The sequence below is a fragment of the Streptomyces sp. NPDC059828 genome (assembly GCF_042731955.1).
Lineage (GTDB): Bacteria > Actinomycetota > Actinomycetes > Streptomycetales > Streptomycetaceae > Streptomyces.
In genome coordinates this window covers 42,631-61,947 of sequence record NZ_JBHWIW010000033.1, presented here as the reverse complement: position 1 = coordinate 61,947, position 19,317 = coordinate 42,631, and the positions used below count along the sequence as shown (strand labels likewise).

Annotated in this window: 16 protein-coding genes; 6 read left to right on the top strand and 10 right to left on the bottom strand. The window is 69.7% G+C overall.

Annotation, left to right across the window (positions count from 1 at the left end):
- Positions 1-280 precede the first annotated feature (280 nt).
- The 4 genes from ACFV6V_RS20440 to ACFV6V_RS20425 all read left to right on the top strand — a co-directional run bounded on the left by ACFV6V_RS20440 (position 281) and on the right by ACFV6V_RS20425 (position 4,162).
- Entirely contained in the window at positions 281-715 is a 435-nt protein-coding gene (locus ACFV6V_RS20440) for a VOC family protein (protein ID WP_385566865.1), read from the top strand.
- A gap of 142 nt (positions 716-857) precedes the next feature.
- On the top strand, positions 858-1,253 hold the full coding sequence (locus ACFV6V_RS20435) for a hypothetical protein (RefSeq protein ID WP_385566863.1): 396 nt from the start codon (positions 858-860) through the stop codon (positions 1,251-1,253).
- A gap of 64 nt (positions 1,254-1,317) precedes the next feature.
- Entirely contained in the window at positions 1,318-2,487 is a 1,170-nt protein-coding gene (locus ACFV6V_RS20430) for a low temperature requirement protein A (RefSeq protein WP_385566861.1), read from the top strand.
- Positions 2,488-2,632: 145 nt separating this feature from the next.
- Entirely contained in the window at positions 2,633-4,162 is a 1,530-nt protein-coding gene (locus tag ACFV6V_RS20425; protein WP_385566858.1) for a helix-turn-helix domain-containing protein, read from the top strand.
- 142 nt (positions 4,163-4,304) lie between these two features.
- Here the strand turns inward: ACFV6V_RS20425 and ACFV6V_RS20420 are convergent, their stop codons facing one another.
- On the bottom strand, positions 4,305-5,231 hold the full coding sequence (locus ACFV6V_RS20420) for an endonuclease/exonuclease/phosphatase family protein (RefSeq protein WP_385566856.1): 927 nt from the start codon (positions 5,229-5,231) through the stop codon (positions 4,305-4,307).
- 261 nt (positions 5,232-5,492) lie between these two features.
- On the opposite strand from ACFV6V_RS20420, the gene ACFV6V_RS20415 reads away from it, so the two are divergent.
- Together ACFV6V_RS20415 and ACFV6V_RS20410 are read left to right on the top strand one after the other, a co-directional pair.
- A complete protein-coding gene (locus ACFV6V_RS20415; protein WP_385566853.1) occupies positions 5,493-6,140 on the top strand; it encodes a TetR family transcriptional regulator in 648 nt (215 codons plus the stop codon).
- 146 nt (positions 6,141-6,286) lie between these two features.
- Positions 6,287-8,230: an alkyl/aryl-sulfatase gene (locus ACFV6V_RS20410; RefSeq protein WP_385566850.1), complete on the top strand. Its 1,944-nt coding sequence runs from the start codon at positions 6,287-6,289 to the stop codon at positions 8,228-8,230.
- A gap of 142 nt (positions 8,231-8,372) precedes the next feature.
- On the opposite strand, the gene ACFV6V_RS20405 is transcribed toward ACFV6V_RS20410, so the two are convergent.
- The 9 genes from ACFV6V_RS20405 to ACFV6V_RS20365 form a co-directional block, all read right to left on the bottom strand.
- Positions 8,373-8,909, bottom strand: a complete 537-nt coding sequence (locus ACFV6V_RS20405) for a hypothetical protein (RefSeq protein ID WP_385566848.1) — start codon at positions 8,907-8,909, stop codon at positions 8,373-8,375.
- Between the two features lie 317 nt (positions 8,910-9,226).
- A complete protein-coding gene (locus ACFV6V_RS20400; protein ID WP_385566845.1) occupies positions 9,227-10,777 on the bottom strand; it encodes an MFS transporter in 1,551 nt (516 codons plus the stop codon).
- Positions 10,778-10,933: 156 nt separating this feature from the next.
- Positions 10,934-11,644 (bottom strand): GntR family transcriptional regulator, encoded by a 711-nt coding sequence (locus tag ACFV6V_RS20395; RefSeq protein ID WP_385566843.1) that lies wholly within the window; start codon positions 11,642-11,644, stop codon positions 10,934-10,936.
- Between the two features lie 66 nt (positions 11,645-11,710).
- Complete coding sequence (locus tag ACFV6V_RS20390; RefSeq protein WP_385566841.1) at positions 11,711-12,712, bottom strand: proline racemase family protein; 1,002 nt, start codon at positions 12,710-12,712, stop codon at positions 11,711-11,713.
- Between the two features lie 36 nt (positions 12,713-12,748).
- Complete coding sequence (locus tag ACFV6V_RS20385) at positions 12,749-13,651, bottom strand: dihydrodipicolinate synthase family protein (protein WP_385566839.1); 903 nt, start codon at positions 13,649-13,651, stop codon at positions 12,749-12,751.
- 96 nt (positions 13,652-13,747) lie between these two features.
- Positions 13,748-15,220, bottom strand: a complete 1,473-nt coding sequence (locus ACFV6V_RS20380) for an FAD-dependent oxidoreductase (RefSeq protein ID WP_385566837.1) — start codon at positions 15,218-15,220, stop codon at positions 13,748-13,750.
- Positions 15,201-15,515 carry a (2Fe-2S)-binding protein gene (locus ACFV6V_RS20375; RefSeq protein WP_385566834.1) on the bottom strand — a complete coding sequence of 105 codons (315 nt, stop codon included), beginning with the start codon at positions 15,513-15,515 and terminating at the stop codon, positions 15,201-15,203. The genes ACFV6V_RS20380 and ACFV6V_RS20375 overlap by 20 nt, the downstream gene beginning before the upstream one ends.
- Positions 15,512-16,732 carry an NAD(P)/FAD-dependent oxidoreductase gene (locus tag ACFV6V_RS20370; protein WP_385566832.1) on the bottom strand — a complete coding sequence of 407 codons (1,221 nt, stop codon included), beginning with the start codon at positions 16,730-16,732 and terminating at the stop codon, positions 15,512-15,514. Before ACFV6V_RS20370 ends, ACFV6V_RS20375 begins: the two co-directional genes overlap by 4 nt.
- 57 nt (positions 16,733-16,789) lie before the next feature.
- The gene (locus tag ACFV6V_RS20365) at positions 16,790-19,276 is read right to left on the bottom strand and encodes a collagenase (protein WP_385566829.1); all 2,487 of its coding nucleotides are present in this window, start codon (positions 19,274-19,276) and stop codon (positions 16,790-16,792) included.
- Positions 19,277-19,317 lie beyond the last annotated feature (41 nt).

Here is a 19,317-nt window from a genome sequence, read left to right as displayed (position 1 = left end):
GCCCGGATACGTGTCGACCGCTCCCGTCCGTTCAGGCGATCACTCACGGCGAACCAGTCGTCGGCCTTCCGTGCCGGCGGACCTGGTGCCGTGAGCGTGATCGCACAGGGGGTGCCGGGCGGGCGCACGAGCCGGGGTGGAGCTCACAAGACCGTACGTCGCGCTGTCCCGGATCCATTGGACGAAGACGAGGACTCAGCTGCCCAGGTCATGCGGGTCCGACCTCGCGGCGATGACACCCCGGGTCCCGGTGCATGGCACACCTCACTATGGTGGGCCGATGGCATCGATCAAGCAGTTCCAAGTCACCTTCGACTGCGCGGAACCGGAGCGCGTCGCTCGCTTCTGGTGCGAGGTGCTGGGGTACGCCGCGCCGCCGCCAGAGGGGTTCGCCACCTGGGACGACTTCGATCGCTCGCGGCCTCCCGGGCACCAGGGTCCGGCGTTCGCGTCATGCGCTGATCCCTCAGGTGTGGGCCCGCGACTGTTCTTCCAGCGCGTCCCCGAAGGCAAGGTCGCCAAGAATCGGCTTCATCTTGACGTGCGGGTCGGCACCGGGCTCGTGGGTGAAGAGCGCCTCGCCACACTCGAGGCCGAGTGCACACGACTGGTCGCGCTCGGCGCGGTACGCGTACGCCTACTGACCGCCGATGACGACAACGAGTCCTGCATCGTGATGCAGGACATCGAGGGCAACGAGTTCTGTCTCGACTGAGTGGCGCACCTCTCCTCGCGTCTGCCCCGATGGCCGGGACGAGCCCCCGGCCCGTCGGGGCGCTGTGGCGCAGGTCGCCGGATCAGGTGCTCGGCACGCGAGCCCGGCAAGATCCAAACGAGAGGCCCTAGACTCGCCCGCCATGCGATCACGCGAGTACGACCTCGACTTCCGTGACAGGAACGGGCGGATACGCGCCTGGGGTATCACCCTGCTGGCCGTCTCCGCACTTCTCTGGACATGGTGTGCGCTGTTGCTGCTCACGCCGTACGAGGTGAGCGAGGACCACCGCTCCTCCGACAAGTGCGAATCACGGCTGTTCACCGATCGGGGTACGGCCAACGGCGGTCTGTACAGGGGCTATCAGTGTGCGAACGAACGCGACTGGCCTGAGGCCCTGGCCGTGCTCGGGCTGTCGGTGCCGGTGTCGGTCGCCGGTGTGGCGCTCTTCACGAGCGGCAGCCTCAGCATCCGGATGAGCGCCCACGCCCAGGCGCTGCGCGAGCTGGACGAGCCCGCCGACGCGTGGAACACGTAGCGGCAACGGAACGTCGCCGGCCCACCGGCTCGAAGTGCGCTGCCCCCTCTCGCACAATGGGCCGGTGACCACCACCTCCGCAGCACCCGAGAGCGCCACGCCTGAGCAACGGCACGCGGACTGGCTCGAGCTGTTCTTCGACCTCGTCTTCGTCGCCTTCGCGGCCCAGCTGTCCCACACCCTTCACGGGGACCCGAGCCCGCAGGACTTCGCTGTCTTCCTCGCGCTCTACTTCCCGCCGTGGTGGATGTGGATCAACTTCACGGTCGCGGCCAACCTCTTCGCCGACGACGGCGCCCGCCGCCGGCTGCTGATGCTCTCGGCGATGGCCTGCCTCGCCCTGATGGCGGCGGCGGTGCCCGAGGCGACCGGGGACCGGGGGCCCGCGTACGCGATCGGCTACGCCGGGACCCGGTTCGTGCTGCTGGGGCTGTGGTGGCCGGCGACCCGCCTGACCGGACCGATGCGGGTGCCGAAGTGGCGGCCGCTGGGCTACTGCCTCGTGTCCGGGGTCCTGTGGGTGGTCTCGGCATTCGTGCCGGGCCCCTGGCGGTACGCCATGTGGGCGGTGCTCATCGTCGCGGAGGTGGTGTTGCTGCTCACCGCGCGCGGCAGCGGGGTCGCGCGGCAGTTGCACACGGGCCACCTGGTGGAGCGGGTCGGGCTCTTCGTGATCATTGTGCTGGGCGAGTCGGTGCTCTCGCTGATCACCTCGGCCGACCATGCCTGGACGGCCCAGGCGGGCGTCACGGCACTGCTCGGCTTCGTGCTGCTCGCGGCGCTCTGGTGGTCGTACTTCGACTTCGGCACCACCGCGGTGGAGCTCATGCTGGGCGCCGCGCAGGGACGCGCCGCCTATGTGCTGGCCCGTGATGTAGCGGGCTTCCTGCACTTCTTCGTGACCGCTTCGGTGATCTGCGTGGCGGGCGGCCTCGCCACGGCCGTGGACGAGGCAGGACACGCCCATCTGCCGCAGGGTGCGCTGATCGCCCTGGCCGGGGGTCTCGCGCTCTACCACCTCACCCATGCCGCCATCGCCCTCCGTTACGGAAGGACGGTGGGCTCCGTAGCGGTCTGGGCGGTGCCGGGCGTCGGCATCCCGGCACTGCTGGTCGCCTTCGGTGGGCATCTGGCGCCGTGGCTGGTCGTGCTGGTCCTGGCGGCCGAGGCCATCGCCCACCTGCTGTACGCGAAGGCGATGGCACGCCGTCGGCTCGCGGCCCGGATGGTGTGACGACGGTGCACGCGCACGGTGACTCACCCGAATGGACCGCACCTTTTGTCCGAGTTCATGGAGTAATGGAGCATCAAAACCAGGCATCACCCATATGGTCCACCCCATTGGACGGGCCATCTCATATCTGAGATAGCCTGCCGCTATGGCAGACGACTACCTCGTACGCATCGGCAAGCTCATCCGTGACGCCCGGCAGCATCGTGGCTGGACACAGACGCAGCTCGCCGAGGCGCTCGGTACCAGCCAGAGCGCTGTCAACCGGATCGAGCGCGGCAATCAGAACATCAGCCTTGAGATGATCGCCCGTATCGGCGAGGCTCTCGACAGCGAGATCGTGTCGCTCGGGTACGCCGGCCCCATGCATCTGCGCGTCGTCGGCGGGCGCCGGCTGTCCGGTGCCATCGACGTCAAGACCAGCAAGAACGCCTGCGTGGCACTGCTGTGCGCCTCGCTGCTCAACAAGGGCCGCACGGTACTGCGCCGGGTCGCCCGCATCGAAGAGGTCTACCGGCTCCTCGAAGTGCTGAACTCCATCGGAGTCCGGACCCGCTGGATCAACGGCGGCACCGACCTCGAGATCGTCCCGCCCGCCACCCTGGACATGGATGCCATCGACGCCGACGCGGCACGCCGGACCCGGTCGATCATCATGTTCCTCGGGCCGCTGCTGCACCGGCTGGACCGCTTCCGTCTCCCGTACGCGGGCGGCTGCGACCTCGGCACCCGCACGATCGAGCCCCATATGATCGCCCTGCGGCGCTTCGGACTGGACATCACCGCCACCGAGGGCCTGTACCACGCGGTCGTGGAACAGTCGGCCGGCCCCGAGCGCCCGATCGTGCTGACCGAGCGCGGCGACACCGTGACCGAGAACGCCCTGCTCGCCGCCGCACGCCACGACGGCGTCACCGTGATCCGCAACGCCTCGTCCAACTACATGGTCCAGGACCTCTGCTTCTTCCTCGAAGCGCTGGGCGTACGGATCGACGGGGTCGGCACCACCACACTGACCGTGCACGGTGTGGCCAGTATCGACATGGACGTCGACTACTCCCCTTCCGAGGACCCGGTGGAGGCGATGAGCCTCATCGCCGCGGCCGTGGTCACCGAATCGCAGCTGACCGTCCGCCGGGTGCCGATCGAGTTCCTGGAGATCGAGCTCGCGGTACTCGAGGAGATGGGCCTGGACCACGACCGGACCGCGGAGTACACCGCCGACAACGGCCGCACCCGGCTGGTGGACCTGACGGTGCGTCCATCCAAGCTGGAAGCGCCGATCGACAAGATCCACCCCATGCCGTTCCCCGGCCTCAACATCGACAACGTGCCGTTCTTCGCGGCGATCGCCGCGGTGGCCCAGGGCAAGACCCTCATCCACGACTGGGTCTACGACAACCGCGCGATCTACCTCACCGACCTCAACCGCCTCGGCGGCCGCCTCCAGCTCCTCGACCCGCACCGCGTCCTCGTCGAGGGCCCGACCCGCTGGCGCGCCGCCGAGATGATGTGCCCGCCCGCGCTGCGCCCCGCCGTGGTCGTGCTGTTGGCGATGATGGCGGCCGAGGGCACGTCCGTGCTGCGCAACGTCTATGTCATCAACCGCGGTTACGAGGATCTGGCGGAGCGTCTCAACTCGGTGGGCGCGCAGATCGAGATCTTCCGGGACATCTGAGGGGCTGGAACCGTCGGGCATTCCCACGGCAGGGCGTTGCCACCCCCACCCGGGGTGACAACGCCTGCAAGGGCGCCGCGGACGTGCACCCGGCAGTGGTGCGGGCTCACGGCCGGGCGTCCGCAGGCACCCACCGGAGCACCTACTGGACGCTGTAGGTGAACCGGACGGTCGACGGGTTGTGGTCGGAGAGCTGTTCCCCCTTCGAGTCGAGGAACTTCGCGTACTCGTTGTTGTAGTACGTCGCCTTCAGGTCGAGGCCCGACCCGCTGCGGTAGAGGATCTTGTCGATGACCTCGCACGCGTTCTCGGTCTTGCAGGTGGCCGCGTTGTCGTCGATGTCCGGGGTCTTCCCGCCGTTGATCAGCTCCACCCAGGCGTCGGTGAACCCGTTGTCGTCCCGCAGTTCACGGATGATGTCCCCGGAGCGGGTGTAGCGGCTGTTCATGTCGCCCATGACGAGGACGGCATGGCCCGCGGAGTGCTTCTGGATGTACTCCGAGAGCTGGCGGGTGTTGTCCCGGCGGACGCGCAGTTCCTTCGCCGAGCCGGACCCGGCGTTCATGTGGACGTTGTACAGGTCGAGGGTGGCACCGCCGGGCATCTCGAGCTGCACGAAGCTGAAGCCCTTGGGCGTCAGGCAGTTGGTGCCCGTGCACTTGTCCCAGTCCTCACGGTCCAGGTTGCTCTGCCTGAAGTCGGAGAAGGTGTTGAGGCCGTCGGAGAACGGCACTCCGAATATCCAGCCCTTGGCGGACGCCTTCGTCCGGTAGGGGTGCTCGTCGTGCTTGCGGAGGTCGTCGTCGTAGGCGAAGTCCTCCTGGACGTTGACCACGTCGTAGGCGTTGAGCCGGGGCGAGATGAGCTTCGTGTTCTTGTCCGGACTGCTGCCGGAAAGCGGCTCGGGGAGGCCCGCCACGTTGTAGCTGAGGACAGTGAACGTGCCGGTGGCCGCCTGGGACGAAGCACCGGCGTGCGCCGCCGGCATCGTCGCCATGGCCGTTGCCGCCGACACCACTGCGGCGGCGATGACGGCGCTTCTGCGCTGTGTACGAAGTCTGGACACCATCTGGCCCTTCGGGGGAATTTTCCGTCGGAACTCTTGCGGAACGAGCGCTGACACGAGCAAGCGCTGTCTGCTCACCACCACTTCGGCGGTGAACTCCCTTACGAGTGAAGCAATATGACGATGCGTCGGGGGTTTTGTAAACCGTTCGGCGGGCTTTTCCGAACGTGCCGACCGCCGCCCGTCGCGCGGGGGCCGGACCGCGAGAGCGGACCCGGCGCGGGTTCGGACGGCGGGAGTGTAGCCCCTGAGACTATGTGCCTCGTGAACGCGCGAGACGATCGAGACGAACCCGCCTCCGGCACCACCGCTGCGGGACGGCAGCGCCGGTGGCGGCGTGATCCGGAGCGGACCAACGCGGTGCTGCTGGACGCACTGCTGGACCTGGTCTCCGAGGGTGTGCGCAAGCCGACCGGGAAGGCCATCGCGGAGCGGGCCGGAGTGTCGGAACGAAGCGTTTTCGTGCACTTCGCGGACCGCGAAGCGCTGTTCACGGCAGCCGCCGAGCGGCAGGCCGAGCGATGGCGGGCCCTGTCCGAGCCGGTGCCCCCGGAGGAGCGCACGGTGCGCAAGGTGCGGGCGTTCGTGGCCCAGCGTGGCCGGATGTACGAGGTGATGACGCCGATCCGCAGGGAAGGGCTCGGGCTGGAGGCGGACTCGCCAGGCCTGCGCCGGGTCATGGCCCGGGGGGACACCTGGCTGCGGGACGACCTGGCCCGGACCTTCGGTCCGGAGCTCGACCGGGTGTCAGGGGCGCGCCGGGCGGGCGGACTGCTGGACGCCCTGGAAGCCGCGTCGTCGTGGGGAGCCTGGGAACATCTGCGCGGCCGGCGGGGCCTGGGCGAGGCGGCGGCCCGGACGGCGATGGGCCGGACCTTGCGGGCGCTGCTCGGCGACGCCACGGAGGGCTGAACGGAAGTTGCGCCACGCATCTTCTTTTATTTCACCGTGGCTGCAATAGTGGCGCCTCGACTCCTGTTGCAGTCCTACTGCACTACGGCCCGCCCCTCGCCCCATGGAGGACCGGGCCTGATCCTTGCGGGAAGGGAAGGTGCACCATGGCCCCGATGGACCGGCGCGGATTCGTCACCGCAGCGGGCGCCGCAGCCGCGGCAGTCGCGCTGAACCCGCAGACCGCCCAGGGATTCCCCGGACAACACCATGCCGGTACCCCCTCGCCGACACGCACCGACGGCCTCGCCTACGACGACAAGCAGGACTTCGAAGACGCGGACCGCGGCTTCATCGCCGCGTTCGCCGGGGGACCGATCAAGAACAAGGCCGGTACCACCGTCTGGGACACGGACGCCTACGGCTTCCTCGCCGACGCAGGTGAGACGCCGCCCAGGACCGTAGACAGGAGCCTGTGGCGGCAGGCCCGGCTACTGTCCCGGCAGGGCCTTTACCAGGTGACCGAGCGGATCTACCAAATCCGCGGCCTGGACATGTCCAATATGACCGTTGTCGAGGGTGAGACCGGCATCATCGTCATCGACCCGCTGATCTCCGCGGAGACCGCGGCCGCCGCACTGACGCTCTACCGCACTCATCGGGGCGCTCGCTCCGTGAAGGCGATGATCTACACCCATCCGCATCTCGACCACTTCGGCGGCTGCCGCGGTGTCCTGCCGGACGGCGGCGCCGGGGTCCCCGTACTCGCTCCCGCGGGATTCATGGAGCACGCGGTCAGTGAGAACGTCTACGCCGGTCCGGCCATGGCCCGGCGGGCCTCCTACATGTACGGCACCCAGCTCCCCTGGGGAGCCGCCGCCCAGGTCGGCTGCGGGCTCGGGCTGACCGTCTCGGTGGGCAGCGTGGGACTGATCGCCCCGACCGAGTACATCAGCGAATCCGGTCAGGAGGTCACCCTCGACGGGGTCCGCATCCAGTTCCAGATGACCCCGGGGACCGAATGCCAGGCGGAGATGAACTTCCTCTTCCCCGACCTGCGGGCGGTGTGCATGGCGGAGAACGCCACCCACACCATGCACAACATCATCACCCTCCGCGGCGCCCAGGTCCGCGACGCCCATGCATGGGCCGGCTATCTCACCGAGTCCATCGGCCTCTACGAAGGCAGGGCCGATGTCGCCTTCGCCTCGCACCACTGGCCCACCTGGGGCAATGACAGCATCGTGGCCCTGCTCGCCCACCAGCGGGACCTCTACGGATATCTGCACGACCAGACGGTCCGCCTGATCAACCGGGGAATGACCGCGGCGGAGATCGCGGAGACACTGGAACTGCCTCCGGCACTGGAGCAGGTGTGGGCCAACCGCGGCTACTACGGCTCCCTCAGCCACAACGTCAAGGGCATCTACCAGCGTTACATGGGCTGGTTCGACGGCAACCCCGCCCATCTCTGGGAACACCCTCCCGTCGAGGAGGCCCGCCGCTACGTCGCCTGTATGGGCGGCCAGTCCGCCGTGCGGGCCCGCGCCGATCAGTACGCACGCAAGGGCGATCTGCGCTTCGCCGTCACGCTGCTCAACCACGCCGTCTTCAACGACCCCGAGGACACCCGGGCCAAGCGCCGGCTCGCCGAGGTCTACACCCGGCTCGGCCAGGCCTCCGAGAACGCCGTGTGGCGCAACTTCTACCTCACGGGTGCGCAGGAACTCACCAGGGGCGTCACGTCCGGGGCTGACGCGACCCTGGGTGCCGATGTGTACGCGGCACTCACGGTCGGGCAGCTCATCGACGGTATGGCGGTCCGGGTCAACGGCCCCGAGGCCTGGGACCTGAGTCTGGCCGTCGACTGGCACATCGGCGACGAGTACTGGCACCTCGTGCTGGCCAACGGCCTTCTCAGCCACACCACCGACAGCAAGCCCGCCCCGAACGCAGGCCTGACCATGACGATGACCAAGGCCCAGCTCCTGGTCATGCTGTCCACCAAGGCGACCGCGGGCATCACCATGACCGGCGACCCGCGCCTGCTGATGAAGCTGCTCGCCGTGCTGGACACCGCGGACCCGCATTTCGCCATCGTCACCCCCTGAGCACCCGGGCCTTCTGACCTCGGACCTCAGCCCACGGGGCCGACCGCCATCGAGCTGGCGGCCGGCCCCGGTCGGATCCCCGTGCCTGTACGGCTTCGCACCGGCAGGGCCGACACGAAGCACGTTCTGGGTGTGTACCGGCTTAGACCGGCGTACCCACGTTCTCGATGAAGCCGACACCGCAGGCCGCGGCGATGTTCGTGGCGTCGAGGATGGTGGCCGCCACACTGCACTCGGCCTGGTAGGCCACGCCCTTGTGGTCCACCACGGTGATGTAGAGGGTGCCCGGGTCCGGCTCCGCCTCGGTCACCGACACCGCGACATCCTGGACGCAGTCCGGGGCGCCGGGGATCAGGGAGAGGCTGAACCAGTCCGCCGGGTCCCGGCTGTCGTTGAGGAACCCTTCTCCCCGGCGGTCCGTCGTGGCGGTGAACACCGTGCCGAACAGCTCGCTCTCGCTGTCGTCGATGGTGGTGGTGGCCACGTCGTGCTCGGAGTTACAGCCACGGCCGCCGTATCCCCAGTCGTAACCGGACATCGCCAGGATGGTCGCGGCCACGCCGTCGGACGGGGTGTCCGAGTGGCTGCTGGCCATCGCGGTGGGAGCCACGACACCGCCCGCGAGCAGGGCTCCGGACACGGCCGCCAAGCTCCTGGCCGCCCAAGTGAGCTTCTTCATTCGTGCTTTCCTCTCCATGCGCACAAGGCCGGCGAGCATGCCGAAGCAGAGGCAATGTGCATGTCATTCAGCCGGAGTCGAACCGAATTCACACCTGGTGTCCCGGCAGGACTTCGCTCCGGAGAACGGGCTGAGTGGGGTGGGATGCCATTCCGGCACCGGCTGCCGCGGCGGCCTCTTTCGTCATCGAATATGAAGGGATACGGAGCCTGGAGCCGTGACATATTCCGGGTCGTCACTCAGGGAGAGCACGGCAGTGCCCCGAATGGTCCAGGTGGTATGACTGGTTCAGCCCGCCGGATTCAGGCCCGCCAGGTTCAGCCCCTCTGGGTTCCGCTGCCCCGGCCGTTGAGTCTTTCGATATCGGCAGTGCGGATGCGGATGACGAACAGGGCGATCAGCGCGGCGACCGCCGTGAACACGGCGGCGACGGCGAAGGCGGTCGTCGCCCCGGACGTGAGGACCGCGTCCGCGTAGGGCGCCGGGAGCCTGCCGGATTGTGCATAGCGCAGTTTCTCGTCGGCGGTGGCCCCGGTGAGGAAGAGCGGCGCCTGGCGGGCGGCCTCCTCGCCCGCTGCCGCACCGAACACCGTGGTCAGCAACGAAAGCCCGAGCGAGCCGCCCACCTGCTGGTGGGTGTTGAGGAGACCGGAGGCGGCGCCGGACTCCCATGCGGGGACACCGGAGAGCGCCGTGACCGTGATCGACACGAACTGGAGCCCCATGCCCAGGCCGAACACCAGCATCGGCCCCAGAAGACTTCCGGCATACGTGGAATGGACATCGACGCGGGTCAGCCAGATCAGGCCGGCCGTGGCCAGCACGGCGCCGGTGACCATGAAGGGCTTGGGCCCGAATCGGGGCAGCAGCCGTGCCGTGGTCCGTGCCCCCGTCACGATGATCGCGCTGACCGGCAGAAAGGCGAATCCCGCCTTGAGCGGACTGAATTCCAGCACGTTCTGCACGAAGAGCGAGAGGAAGAAGAACATGCCGAACATCGCGGCGGCGAGACTGAGCATCATCGCGTAGGTCCCCCGGCGATTGCGGTCGGCGAACAGATGCAGCGGGATCACCGGCTGCCTGGAACGGCGCTCGACGCGGGAGCACAGGGCCAGGATCACGATCGCCAGGGCGAACGACGCGATCGTGAAGGCGTCCCCCCAACCGTCCTGAGCGGCCCGGATGAAGCCGTAGACGAGCAGCACCATTCCGGCCGTGGCGGTGAGCGCGCCGGCGATATCGAAGGTGCCGGGCCGGCGCGTGGACTCCGCGATCCAGCGGGGCGCGGCAAGGACGATGAGCAGTCCGATCGGTACGTTGACGAAGAACACCCAGCGCCAGTCCAGCCATTCGACGATCACACCGCCCGCCATCAGCCCGAGCGCACCCCCTGCGGCGGAGACGGAGGCGAACACGCCGAAGGCCCGGTTGCGCTCCGGGCCCTCCGTGAAAGTCGTACTGATCAGGGCGAGGGCGGTCGGGGAGGCGACGGCGGCGCCCGCGCCCTGGAAGGCGCGTGCGGCCAGCAGCTCACCGGCGCTCTGGGCGAGCCCGGCGGCCATCGAGCCGACGACGAAGAGCAGCACTCCGCAGACGAAGACCCTGCGCCGCCCCAGGATGTCCCCCGTCCTTCCGCCGAGCAGCAGCAGCCCGCCGAAGGTGAGGGTGTACGCGCTGACGACCCACGACAGGTCGGTGGTGGAGAAGCCCAGCGAGGTCTGGATGTGCGGCAGTGCGATGTTCACGATGGTGATGTCGAGCACCACCATGAGCTGGCAGGACGCGATGACGAGCAGCGCCATGACGCTCCCACCGCCCCGCTCCGGGGCGGTGGTCCGCGGTGCTGGGGCGGATCGCGGGCTGGTCATGGCGTGGTGCGGCCCCGGCGGGCGTGGCCGGAAGGGCTGGAGTGGGCGTGGGGTCGATCGGCGAACCCACGCCTGCTCTTCGACCGTAGGCCGCGGCCGGAGCCGCCGCGAGTCGGCGGCTTCGGCCGAGCACCTCGGCCTGGCGGCTCGCGGCTGCTAGCGGCTGCCGAGTCGGTGCCGCGAGCGCGGCTCCACCGGTACGTCCCTCGCCTGGGCCCAGAGCGAACGCACATGCCCGAGGTGGCGGGCCATGCAATCCTGCGCACCCGCCGTGTCACCGGCCACCATCAGATCGAGCAGCTCCAGATGCTCCTCGGCCGAGGCGACCAGCTGGCCGCGCTCGTCCAGCCTGGTCAGCCCGTAGAGCCGGGAACGCTTGCGGAGATCCCCGACCGTCTCGACCAGCCGCTCGTTTCCCGCGAGGGCGAGCAGACCGAGGTGGAAGCGGCGGTCCGCGTCCAGATATCCGATGAGATCGTGATCCCGCGCACGCGTCACGATCTCCTCGGCGACCGGACGGAGCTCTTCGAGCTGCTCCACCGTCGCGAGCTGGGTGACCCTCCCGATGGTCGGCACCTCGATCAGGGCACGCAGCTCGGTGTACTGGTCGAGGTCGCGCTCGCTGACCTCGGTGATCCGGAAGCCCTTGTTGCGGACCGGCTCGACAAGGCCCTCACGCGCGAGGTCGAGCATGGCCTCGCGCACGGGTGTGGCGGAGGTCCCGAAGTCGGCGGCGAGTCCGGGCGCGGAGTAGACATGACCGGGTCGGAGCTCACCCGCCACGAGGGCGGCGCGCAGCGCGTGGGCGACCTGGTCGCGCAGCCGTTCCTGGGCTGTGATCAGGGTGAACTGCTTCGGGTCGCCCATGGCATGCCTCCGTGAATCCTCGAGGAGCCAGCGTACAATGTGACGTTTGCTCGACGGCCCGCGCTGTCACAGCAGGAAGCCTCCGGGAAACGGGTCGGACGGATCCAGGAAGTACTGGGCCGTGCCGGTGATCCACGCACGCCCCGTGATGGTGGGGACGACGGCGGGCAGCGCACCGACAGTGGTCTCCTCGATCAGCCGTCCGGTGAACTCCGTACCGATGAACGACTCGTTGACGAAGTCACGGCCGATGGGCAGCTCCCCGCGGGCGTGGAGCTGGGCCATGCGGGCACTGGTGCCCGTGCCGCACGGGGAGCGGTCGAACCAGCCGGGGTGGATGGCCATGGCGTGCCGGGAGCGTGCCGCGTCGGAGCCCGGTGCGGCGAGATAGACGTGCTTGACCCCGCCGATGTGCGGGTTCTCGGGGTGGACGGGACGGTCGCCCGCGTTGATGGCGTCCATGACGGCGAGCGAGGCGGTCAGCAACTCGTCCTTGCGGGCCCGGTCGAAGGGGAGCCCCAGCGCGTCCAGGGAGACGATGGCGTAGAAGTTGCCGCCGTACGCCATGTCGTAGGTGATCGTGCCATGACCGGGTACGTCGGCCTTGCGGTCGAGTGCGAGGCAGAACGCGGGCACGTTGGTGAGTGTGACGGACCGGGCCGCCCCTTCCTCGACTCGTACGTCCGCCCTCACCAGTCCGGCGGGGGTGTCGAGGCGGACGGTCGTCACCGGTTCGGTGACGGGCACCATGCCGGTCTCGACCAGCACGGTGGCGACACCGATGGTGCCGTGGCCGCACATCGGCAGCACCCCTGACACCTCGATGAACAGCACCCCGTAGTCGGCGTCCGGCCGGGTGGGCGGCTGGAGGATCGCGCCGCTCATCGCGGAGTGGCCGCGCGGCTCGTACATGAGCAGGGTGCGGATGTGGTCGAGGTGCTCGATGAAGTAGGTACGCCGCTCGGCCATGGTCGCGCCGGGGATCACCCCGGTGCCACCGGTGATGACACGGGTGGGCATGCCCTCGGTGTGGGAGTCGACGGCGTGGAAGACATGACGGGTGCGCATACGGATCCCTTCCCCTTCTGGCTCTGTTGCTGCGGGTCAGCGGTGGCCTTCGGCGAGAGCCTTCTCGGTGGCCGCGCGCACGGCCGTGTCCTGTTCCGGGGTGAGGGGGGAGCGTGGCGGACGGGTCGGGCCTCCCGGGCGGCCGGCGAGGTCCATGGACAGCTTGATGGCCTGCACGAACTCGGTCCTGGAGTCCCAGCGCAGCAGGGAGTGCAGGGACTTGTACAGGGGCAGCGCGGTCTCCAGATCCCGGTCGACGGCGGCGCGGTAGAGGGTGGCGCATGCCCTCGGCAGCGCATTGGGATATCCCGCGATCCAGCCGACGGCACCGGCCAGGGCCAGTTCGAGCAGCACATCGTCGGCGCCGATCAGCAGATCGAGTCCCGGGGCGAGTTCGGCTATCTCGAATGCGCGCCGCACATCACCGCTGAACTCCTTCACGGCGACGATGCTGTGCTCGGTGTGGAGCCGGGCGAGCAGGCCGGGGGTGAGGTCGACCTTGGTGTCGTACGGGTTGTTGTACGCGACGACGGGAAGACCGCAGCGCGCGACCTCCGCGTAGTGGGCCGTCACCGCCGCCTCATCCGCGCGGTAGGCGTTGGGCGGCAGCAGCAGCACGGATCCGGCGCCGGCCTCGGCTGCCTGGTCGGCCCAGCGGCGGGCTTCGGCGCTGCCGTAGGCGGCGACACCCGGCATCACCCGGTCTCCGTCGCCGGCCGCCTCGACGGCGGTACGCACCACTCGGGCTCGTTCGTCGTCCGTGAGGGTCTGGTATTCGCCGAGTGAGCCATTCGGCACGACTCCGTCGCAGCCGTTGGCGACGAGCCAGGACACATGGTCGGCGTAGGCGTCGTAGTCGATGGAGAGATCGTCACGCAGCGGGAGAGCGGTGGCGACCATGATTCCGTGCCAGGGGCGGGTGCGAGGTGCGAGTGTCATGCCAACTCCTCTTGTGCGATGTGACATTGTATAAGTGATCGACTGACGGTGTCAGCGGGATCGGCCGGTGAGTACCGGAAGTACCGGACAGTGCGGTCAGGATGATTCGGGCAGCTCTGCGAGATGGCTCAGAGGCACCGGACAGGACAGTGGGCGCCGGTCGGCCACGGAGTGCGGCGCGGCCCGATCCGCACTGGCTTCCGCCTCGGCCAGGCAGGCCACGGCGTGGCCGCACATCCGCCCCTGGCACCAGCCCATGCCGGCGCGGGTGAGCAGCTTGACCGTTCGCGAGTCGTGCGCTCCGAGCGCACCGGCCGCCTCCTTGATCAGCCCGGCCGGCACCTCCTCACAGCGGCACACCGTCGTGGTGTCGTCGAGCCACCCGGTCCAGCCCGCGCCCGGGCGGTGCGCGGCAGCCATCAGGTCGGCGAAAGCCCTCAACCGGGTACGGCCGGCGGTCAGCCGCGCTGCACGCCGGGGGCTCCCGGGCCTACCACGCAGGGCACGGGCGATGGAGTGTCCGGCCAGTTCCCCTTCCGTCAGGGCGAGTTCGGCACCGCCGATGCCACCCGCCTCCCCGGCCGACCAGACGCCGTTCACGGAGGTGCGCTGCTCGGCGTCGACATCCAGCGCCGCGCCGCCGTCGGGAGTGCGACGGGTGGCACAGCCGAGTCCCGTGGCGAGTTCGAGCTGGGGCACAAGGCCGTGCCCGATGGCCAGCGCGTCACAGGCGAGACGTCGGCCACTGCCCGGCACAGGCCGCCAGTCATGGTCGAGCCTGGTGACGGTGACGGCCTCGACCCGGTCCGTGCCATGGGCCTCGGTGACGGCATGCCTGCTGAGCATCCGCACACCGCGCCTCATCAACGCAGCTGTGTGAAGGGCTCCTTCGGCGAGCTTCGCGGGGACGCTCAGGAGCGTGGGCAGCCCCCGGGCGTACGCCGTGTACGCCGACCCCTCCACCACGGCGGGCACCCTGGCACCTGCGGCGGTGAGCGATCCGGCGACGGCGAGCAGCAGTGGTCCGCTGCCCGCGACGACGATACGCCGACCGGGCAGCACCAGCCCGGACTTGAGCATGGCCTGTGCCGCTCCGGCACCGACGACCCCGGGCAGTGTCCAGCCCGGGAACGGGAGTTGGCGCTCGTACGCACCGGTGGCCAGCAGCACGGTGCGGGTCTGGACCTGGACGGGCCGCTCGTCCTCGGCACGGTTGCCCGCCAAGGCGTGCAGCCGCCAGAGGGGAGCGCCGCCGTCGATACCGGCACTGTCGGCGTCGCCGCGAAGCACCGTCCACACATGGTGGGCCGGAAGGTACCGGATGCCCCCCGCCGCGCGAAGCACGTCCAGTCTGCGTTCCAGATCGGCGTAGGCGGCCCAGCCGTGGTGCAGTGCCTCGGGGCGCCGGGCGCGGAATGCGGGTGCGGGGTGGCGGTAGAACTGCCCCCCGGGCCGCTCCCCCGCGTCGAGCAGCGCCACCCGCAGCCCCAGCCCGGCGGCCGTGACGGCGGCCGCGAGCCCGGCGGGCCCGGCACCGACGACCGCCAGGTCATACGGTGAGGTCGTCATGGCCGGTGCCCTCCTGGGTGGTGATCGTGTCGCCCGGGCGGGCCGGCACCAGGCAGGCCCGCTGATTGGGACGGCCGTTGATGGTGGCGAGGCAGTCGTAGCAGACGCCGATACCGCAGAAGGCCCCGCGCGGGACGCCGTTCACACGGGTGGTGCGCCACGAGAGGATGCCCGCGGCCCAGAGCGCGGCGGCGACGGTCTGCCCGGGAAGCGCGCGGATGGGGCGCCCGTCGAAGGTGATCTCGTAGGCGGGACCGGGTTCGGCGCGCACGAGGGAAACGGGTGTTCTGGTCACTGTGCCGCTCCTGTCCGGCCGTCCGGGTGATCGGGGTTGCCGGGGCCGCGCTCGGTCGGCTCGCCGAACCGCTCCGGACGGAACGGCTTGAGGTCCAGGGCCTGCTGGCCGCCGCCGAGCGTGGCGGCGATCAGCAGTCCGGTGGCGGGCGCCAGCCCGATCCCGGCCCCCTCGTGGCCGCAGGCGTGGAACAGGCCGGGCACCCGGGGGTCGGGCCCGATGGCGGGCAGGTGGTCGGGGAGGTAGGGCCGGAAACCGTGGTACGCCCGCGTCACCCGCAGGTCCGCGAGGACGGGGAAGAGTTCCGCGGCCTGGCGGGCGAGTCTGCGCAGCGCTCCGGTGGACAGGCCCCGGTCGAAGCCGACCCGTTCGCGGGTGGCGCCGATCAGGACCGGTCCCGACGGTGTGCCCTCGACGACCGCGGAGGACTGGAGCTCCGCGGATCCGCTGGCGACATCGGCGATGTAGTCGGCGGCGTACACCTTGTGGCGTACGACGCGTGGCAGTGGCTCGGTGACCAGGACAAAGCCCCTTCGGGGCAGTACGGGCAGTTCGGTGCCCGCGAGCCGGGCGACGGCACCGCCCCAGGTGCCCGCCGCGTTGACGACGGCGGGTGCGAGGAGTCCGCCGCGCGAGGTGCGCACGCCGCGGACAGCGCCGCCCGGTGTGGTGAGCACTCCGGTGACCTCCTCGCCCAGCCTGATGACCGCGCCGCGCTCGTGTGCCGCGGCGAGGAGCCGCGCCGCCGCCCTGGCGGGCTGGACCTGGGCGTCCTGGGGGTAGTGGATGCCGCCCGCGAGCCCCGGCGCGAGATGGGGTTCGAGCTCGCGGAGCCGGTCGGCGGGGACTCCGAGTGCGGTGACACCGGCCGGGCGCTGCCGTTCGGCGAAGCGGTTCAGTGCGTCGAGCGCGCTCTCGCCGGGGGCCACGACGAGACCGCCCTTGGGTTCGTACTCGATGTCCGGCGGGAGCACCTCCGCCAGTTCGCGCCAGAGTCCGGTGGACAGCAGCGCGAGGTCGAGCTCGGGTCCCGCCTCCTTGTCGGAGACGAGGAGGTTCCCTTCCCCCGCACCGGTGGTGCCGCCCGCGACCGCGCCCCGGTCGACGACGGCGACCGCCAGACCGGCGCGGCTGGCGTAGTACGCGCAGGCCGCGCCGACGATGCCGGCGCCGATGATGACGGCGTCCAGGAGGCCACGGGATTGTGTGGTGAGCACGACAGTAATATGTCACATGTCATGCCTGCGGGGAAGGGAACCACGCCGGCCCAACACTCAGCTGCGCAGCGGCCCTTCACACTGGTAGGCCGACGTACCGGCGCGTCCGTTGGACCAGATCTCCACCGGGCCGAAGGAGCAGTTCATATCGGCGAGGTTGGTGGAGGCCGGTGCAGACCTGTCCAGGAGGAAGTAGTCCACCGTCTCGGACATGTCCTTGAACACCAGGTCCGGGCTGGTCGCGTCGGAGAGGTTGGCCGTGATGCGGCCCGTGCAGGTGAAGCGCCGTTTGCCCGGGTCGCCGTTCTCGGTGCAGGCCGGATCGGCGTACGTGGCGGCGGCGAGGGCCGCACGGACCGCGTCCGCCGATGACTGCGTGAGCCGGTCGTTGGGCGTGTACGACGTGTTGGGCACGAAGAGCTCGCCGACCTTGGCGATCTGCGCGTCCAGGAATGCGTCGTAGGCGCGCTGGACGGCCGGATCGCCGCCGACGCGGCTGCGCCAGGAGTCGAAGCCCGCGACGTCGTCGGCCCGCAGGTGGCCGTACATCTCCCGGAGCAGCGAGGGGCGTTCGGTCCACAGGAACTCGAAGAACGTGCCCGCGTAGTCGTAGAACCGGAAGCCGTCGCCGTCGTAGGTGGCGTGCAGCAGCTGGTTCACGCTCATCCGCGGCCCACCCGAAGCCGTGTCGTCGATGACGCCCTGGACGAGGGACTTGCGGACCGCGATGCCGTTGTCCCGGGTCGCTCCGTCGAAGAACTCCGCCGTGCCCTCGTCCATGGCGGTTGTGCGGTCACCGGTGTACCAGTCGCCTTCGCCGAAATAGCCGGGCACCGCCCAGCGGCCGTTGAGGTAGTGCACGTACTCGTGCCGGAAGAGCTCTTCGAGCGTGAGCGAGGAGTCCTGCGGCACTCGGCGCTGGTAGGTGTAGAAGGTGGCGCCGCGCTCGATGTAGATGCCGCCGTTCTCGGTGCCCATTCCAGTGAGGATCGGGTGGTAGACCTCGTAGTCGGAGCGCGAGGCGTACAGCACGATGCTGAGGGCGGTGTTGGTGTCACCGGCGAGTGGCTGCTCGGTGCCGAGCACCCGGTGGAACTGCGCCTTCACCTGCTTGCTCGCGTAGTAGAGCTGGTCGACGGTGGCCCGGTCGAGGGCCGTGCGGACCTTGATGGCCCCGTTGTCGTAGGTGTAGGTGTACGGGAAGATCCGCCGCTCGATGTCCTCCTTGCAGACCCCGTACGGCTTACAGGCCTGATAGAAGTCCAGCCAGCCGACGAGCGCCGCCCAGGGGCGGCCGCCCTTGCCGAAGTTGGCCTCGGCGACCGGCAGCAGCGCACCGAGGTCGGGGATGATCCCCTCCTTGAGCGCCGCCACCTGACCGAAGCGCCCGTACTCGCCGAGCGCGTCGCGTACGACCCACTCGTTGGGTGTGCCCTTGAGGTGGGTGTAGCCGGCGAAGGCACGGAAGGCGGCCCGGTAGGAGGCGTTCTGCGTGACGACGTTGTGGAACGCGGTGTCCTTGTTGCCGGGGTACACACCCAGGTAGTTGACGGACAGGGCGGCCAGTGCCGCACCACCCCAGGAAGCGTCGTCGTACTGCCCCTTGTGGTACTTGTCCATGGTCGCCAGGACCTTCTTGATCAGCCCGAGCTGGCTGTGCCGCAGACCGGGGGCACTGCCCGCGTAGAGCGCTTCGCGCAGGGTCTCGGCGTTGGTGCGGGTGACCTGGAAGGTGCGGGCGGCGGTGCCGAAGTCGTTGATGGCCCTCCGCAGGACCTCGGTGGTCGGCGGGTCGGTGACGTCGATCTCGGGGCGCGAGAAGTCGTGGTAGGCGACCGCATGGAGATACGTGAACATCTCCAGCAGGTGGGTGCCGTTGTGGCCGTCGTGGCGGGCGGCGAGTGAGGAGATCCTGCGGCCGACGGCCTGCACGTGGGCGTCGGACATGACGGGCACGAGGCGGGCGTCCCAGGTCCAGATGAGGTCACGGAGACAACCGTCGGCGGTGACGGCCGGGTCGGCGAGGAAGTCGGCGAACTGCTGCGGGCTCAGTCCGGTGACACCGTCGAGGGTGCAGGGCACCCCGGCCGCGGTGCGGACCGCCGTGGCGCGGGACCTGGCGCCACTCCCCGGGCCCTGCCGTCCGGGGATACGGCCTTCGGCGAGCTCACCGGGTGCGGGGGCGGTCCTTGCGGTGCGCTTGGGCGCGTTGGCCAGGCGCTCGACCTCGTCGAAGGGGTTCGGGGCCCGGGTGGGAGCGGGCGCCGGGGCCGGGCGGGCGGCCGGTCGGCCGAGCTGGGCCGCCGAGGCGGCCGGGGCGAGAGGCGCGAGCAGGGTGACGGCGAGGCCACCGGCAAGAGCGCCGGTGAGCAGCGGCCTGCGCAGGGATGCGGGCACGGATATGGGCAGCACGGATCTGGACTGTGACACCGAACGCTCCTGTGTGGGAGGTGACGGGGGATGTGCGGCAGTGCGGTCACCGCGAACCGCCGTGGCAGGCATGGGGATTGGCCGAACCGACGGGCGCGATGTGACCCGTAACATAGTAATGTGAAATTGCACTGACAAGGCCTCAGCACAACTCT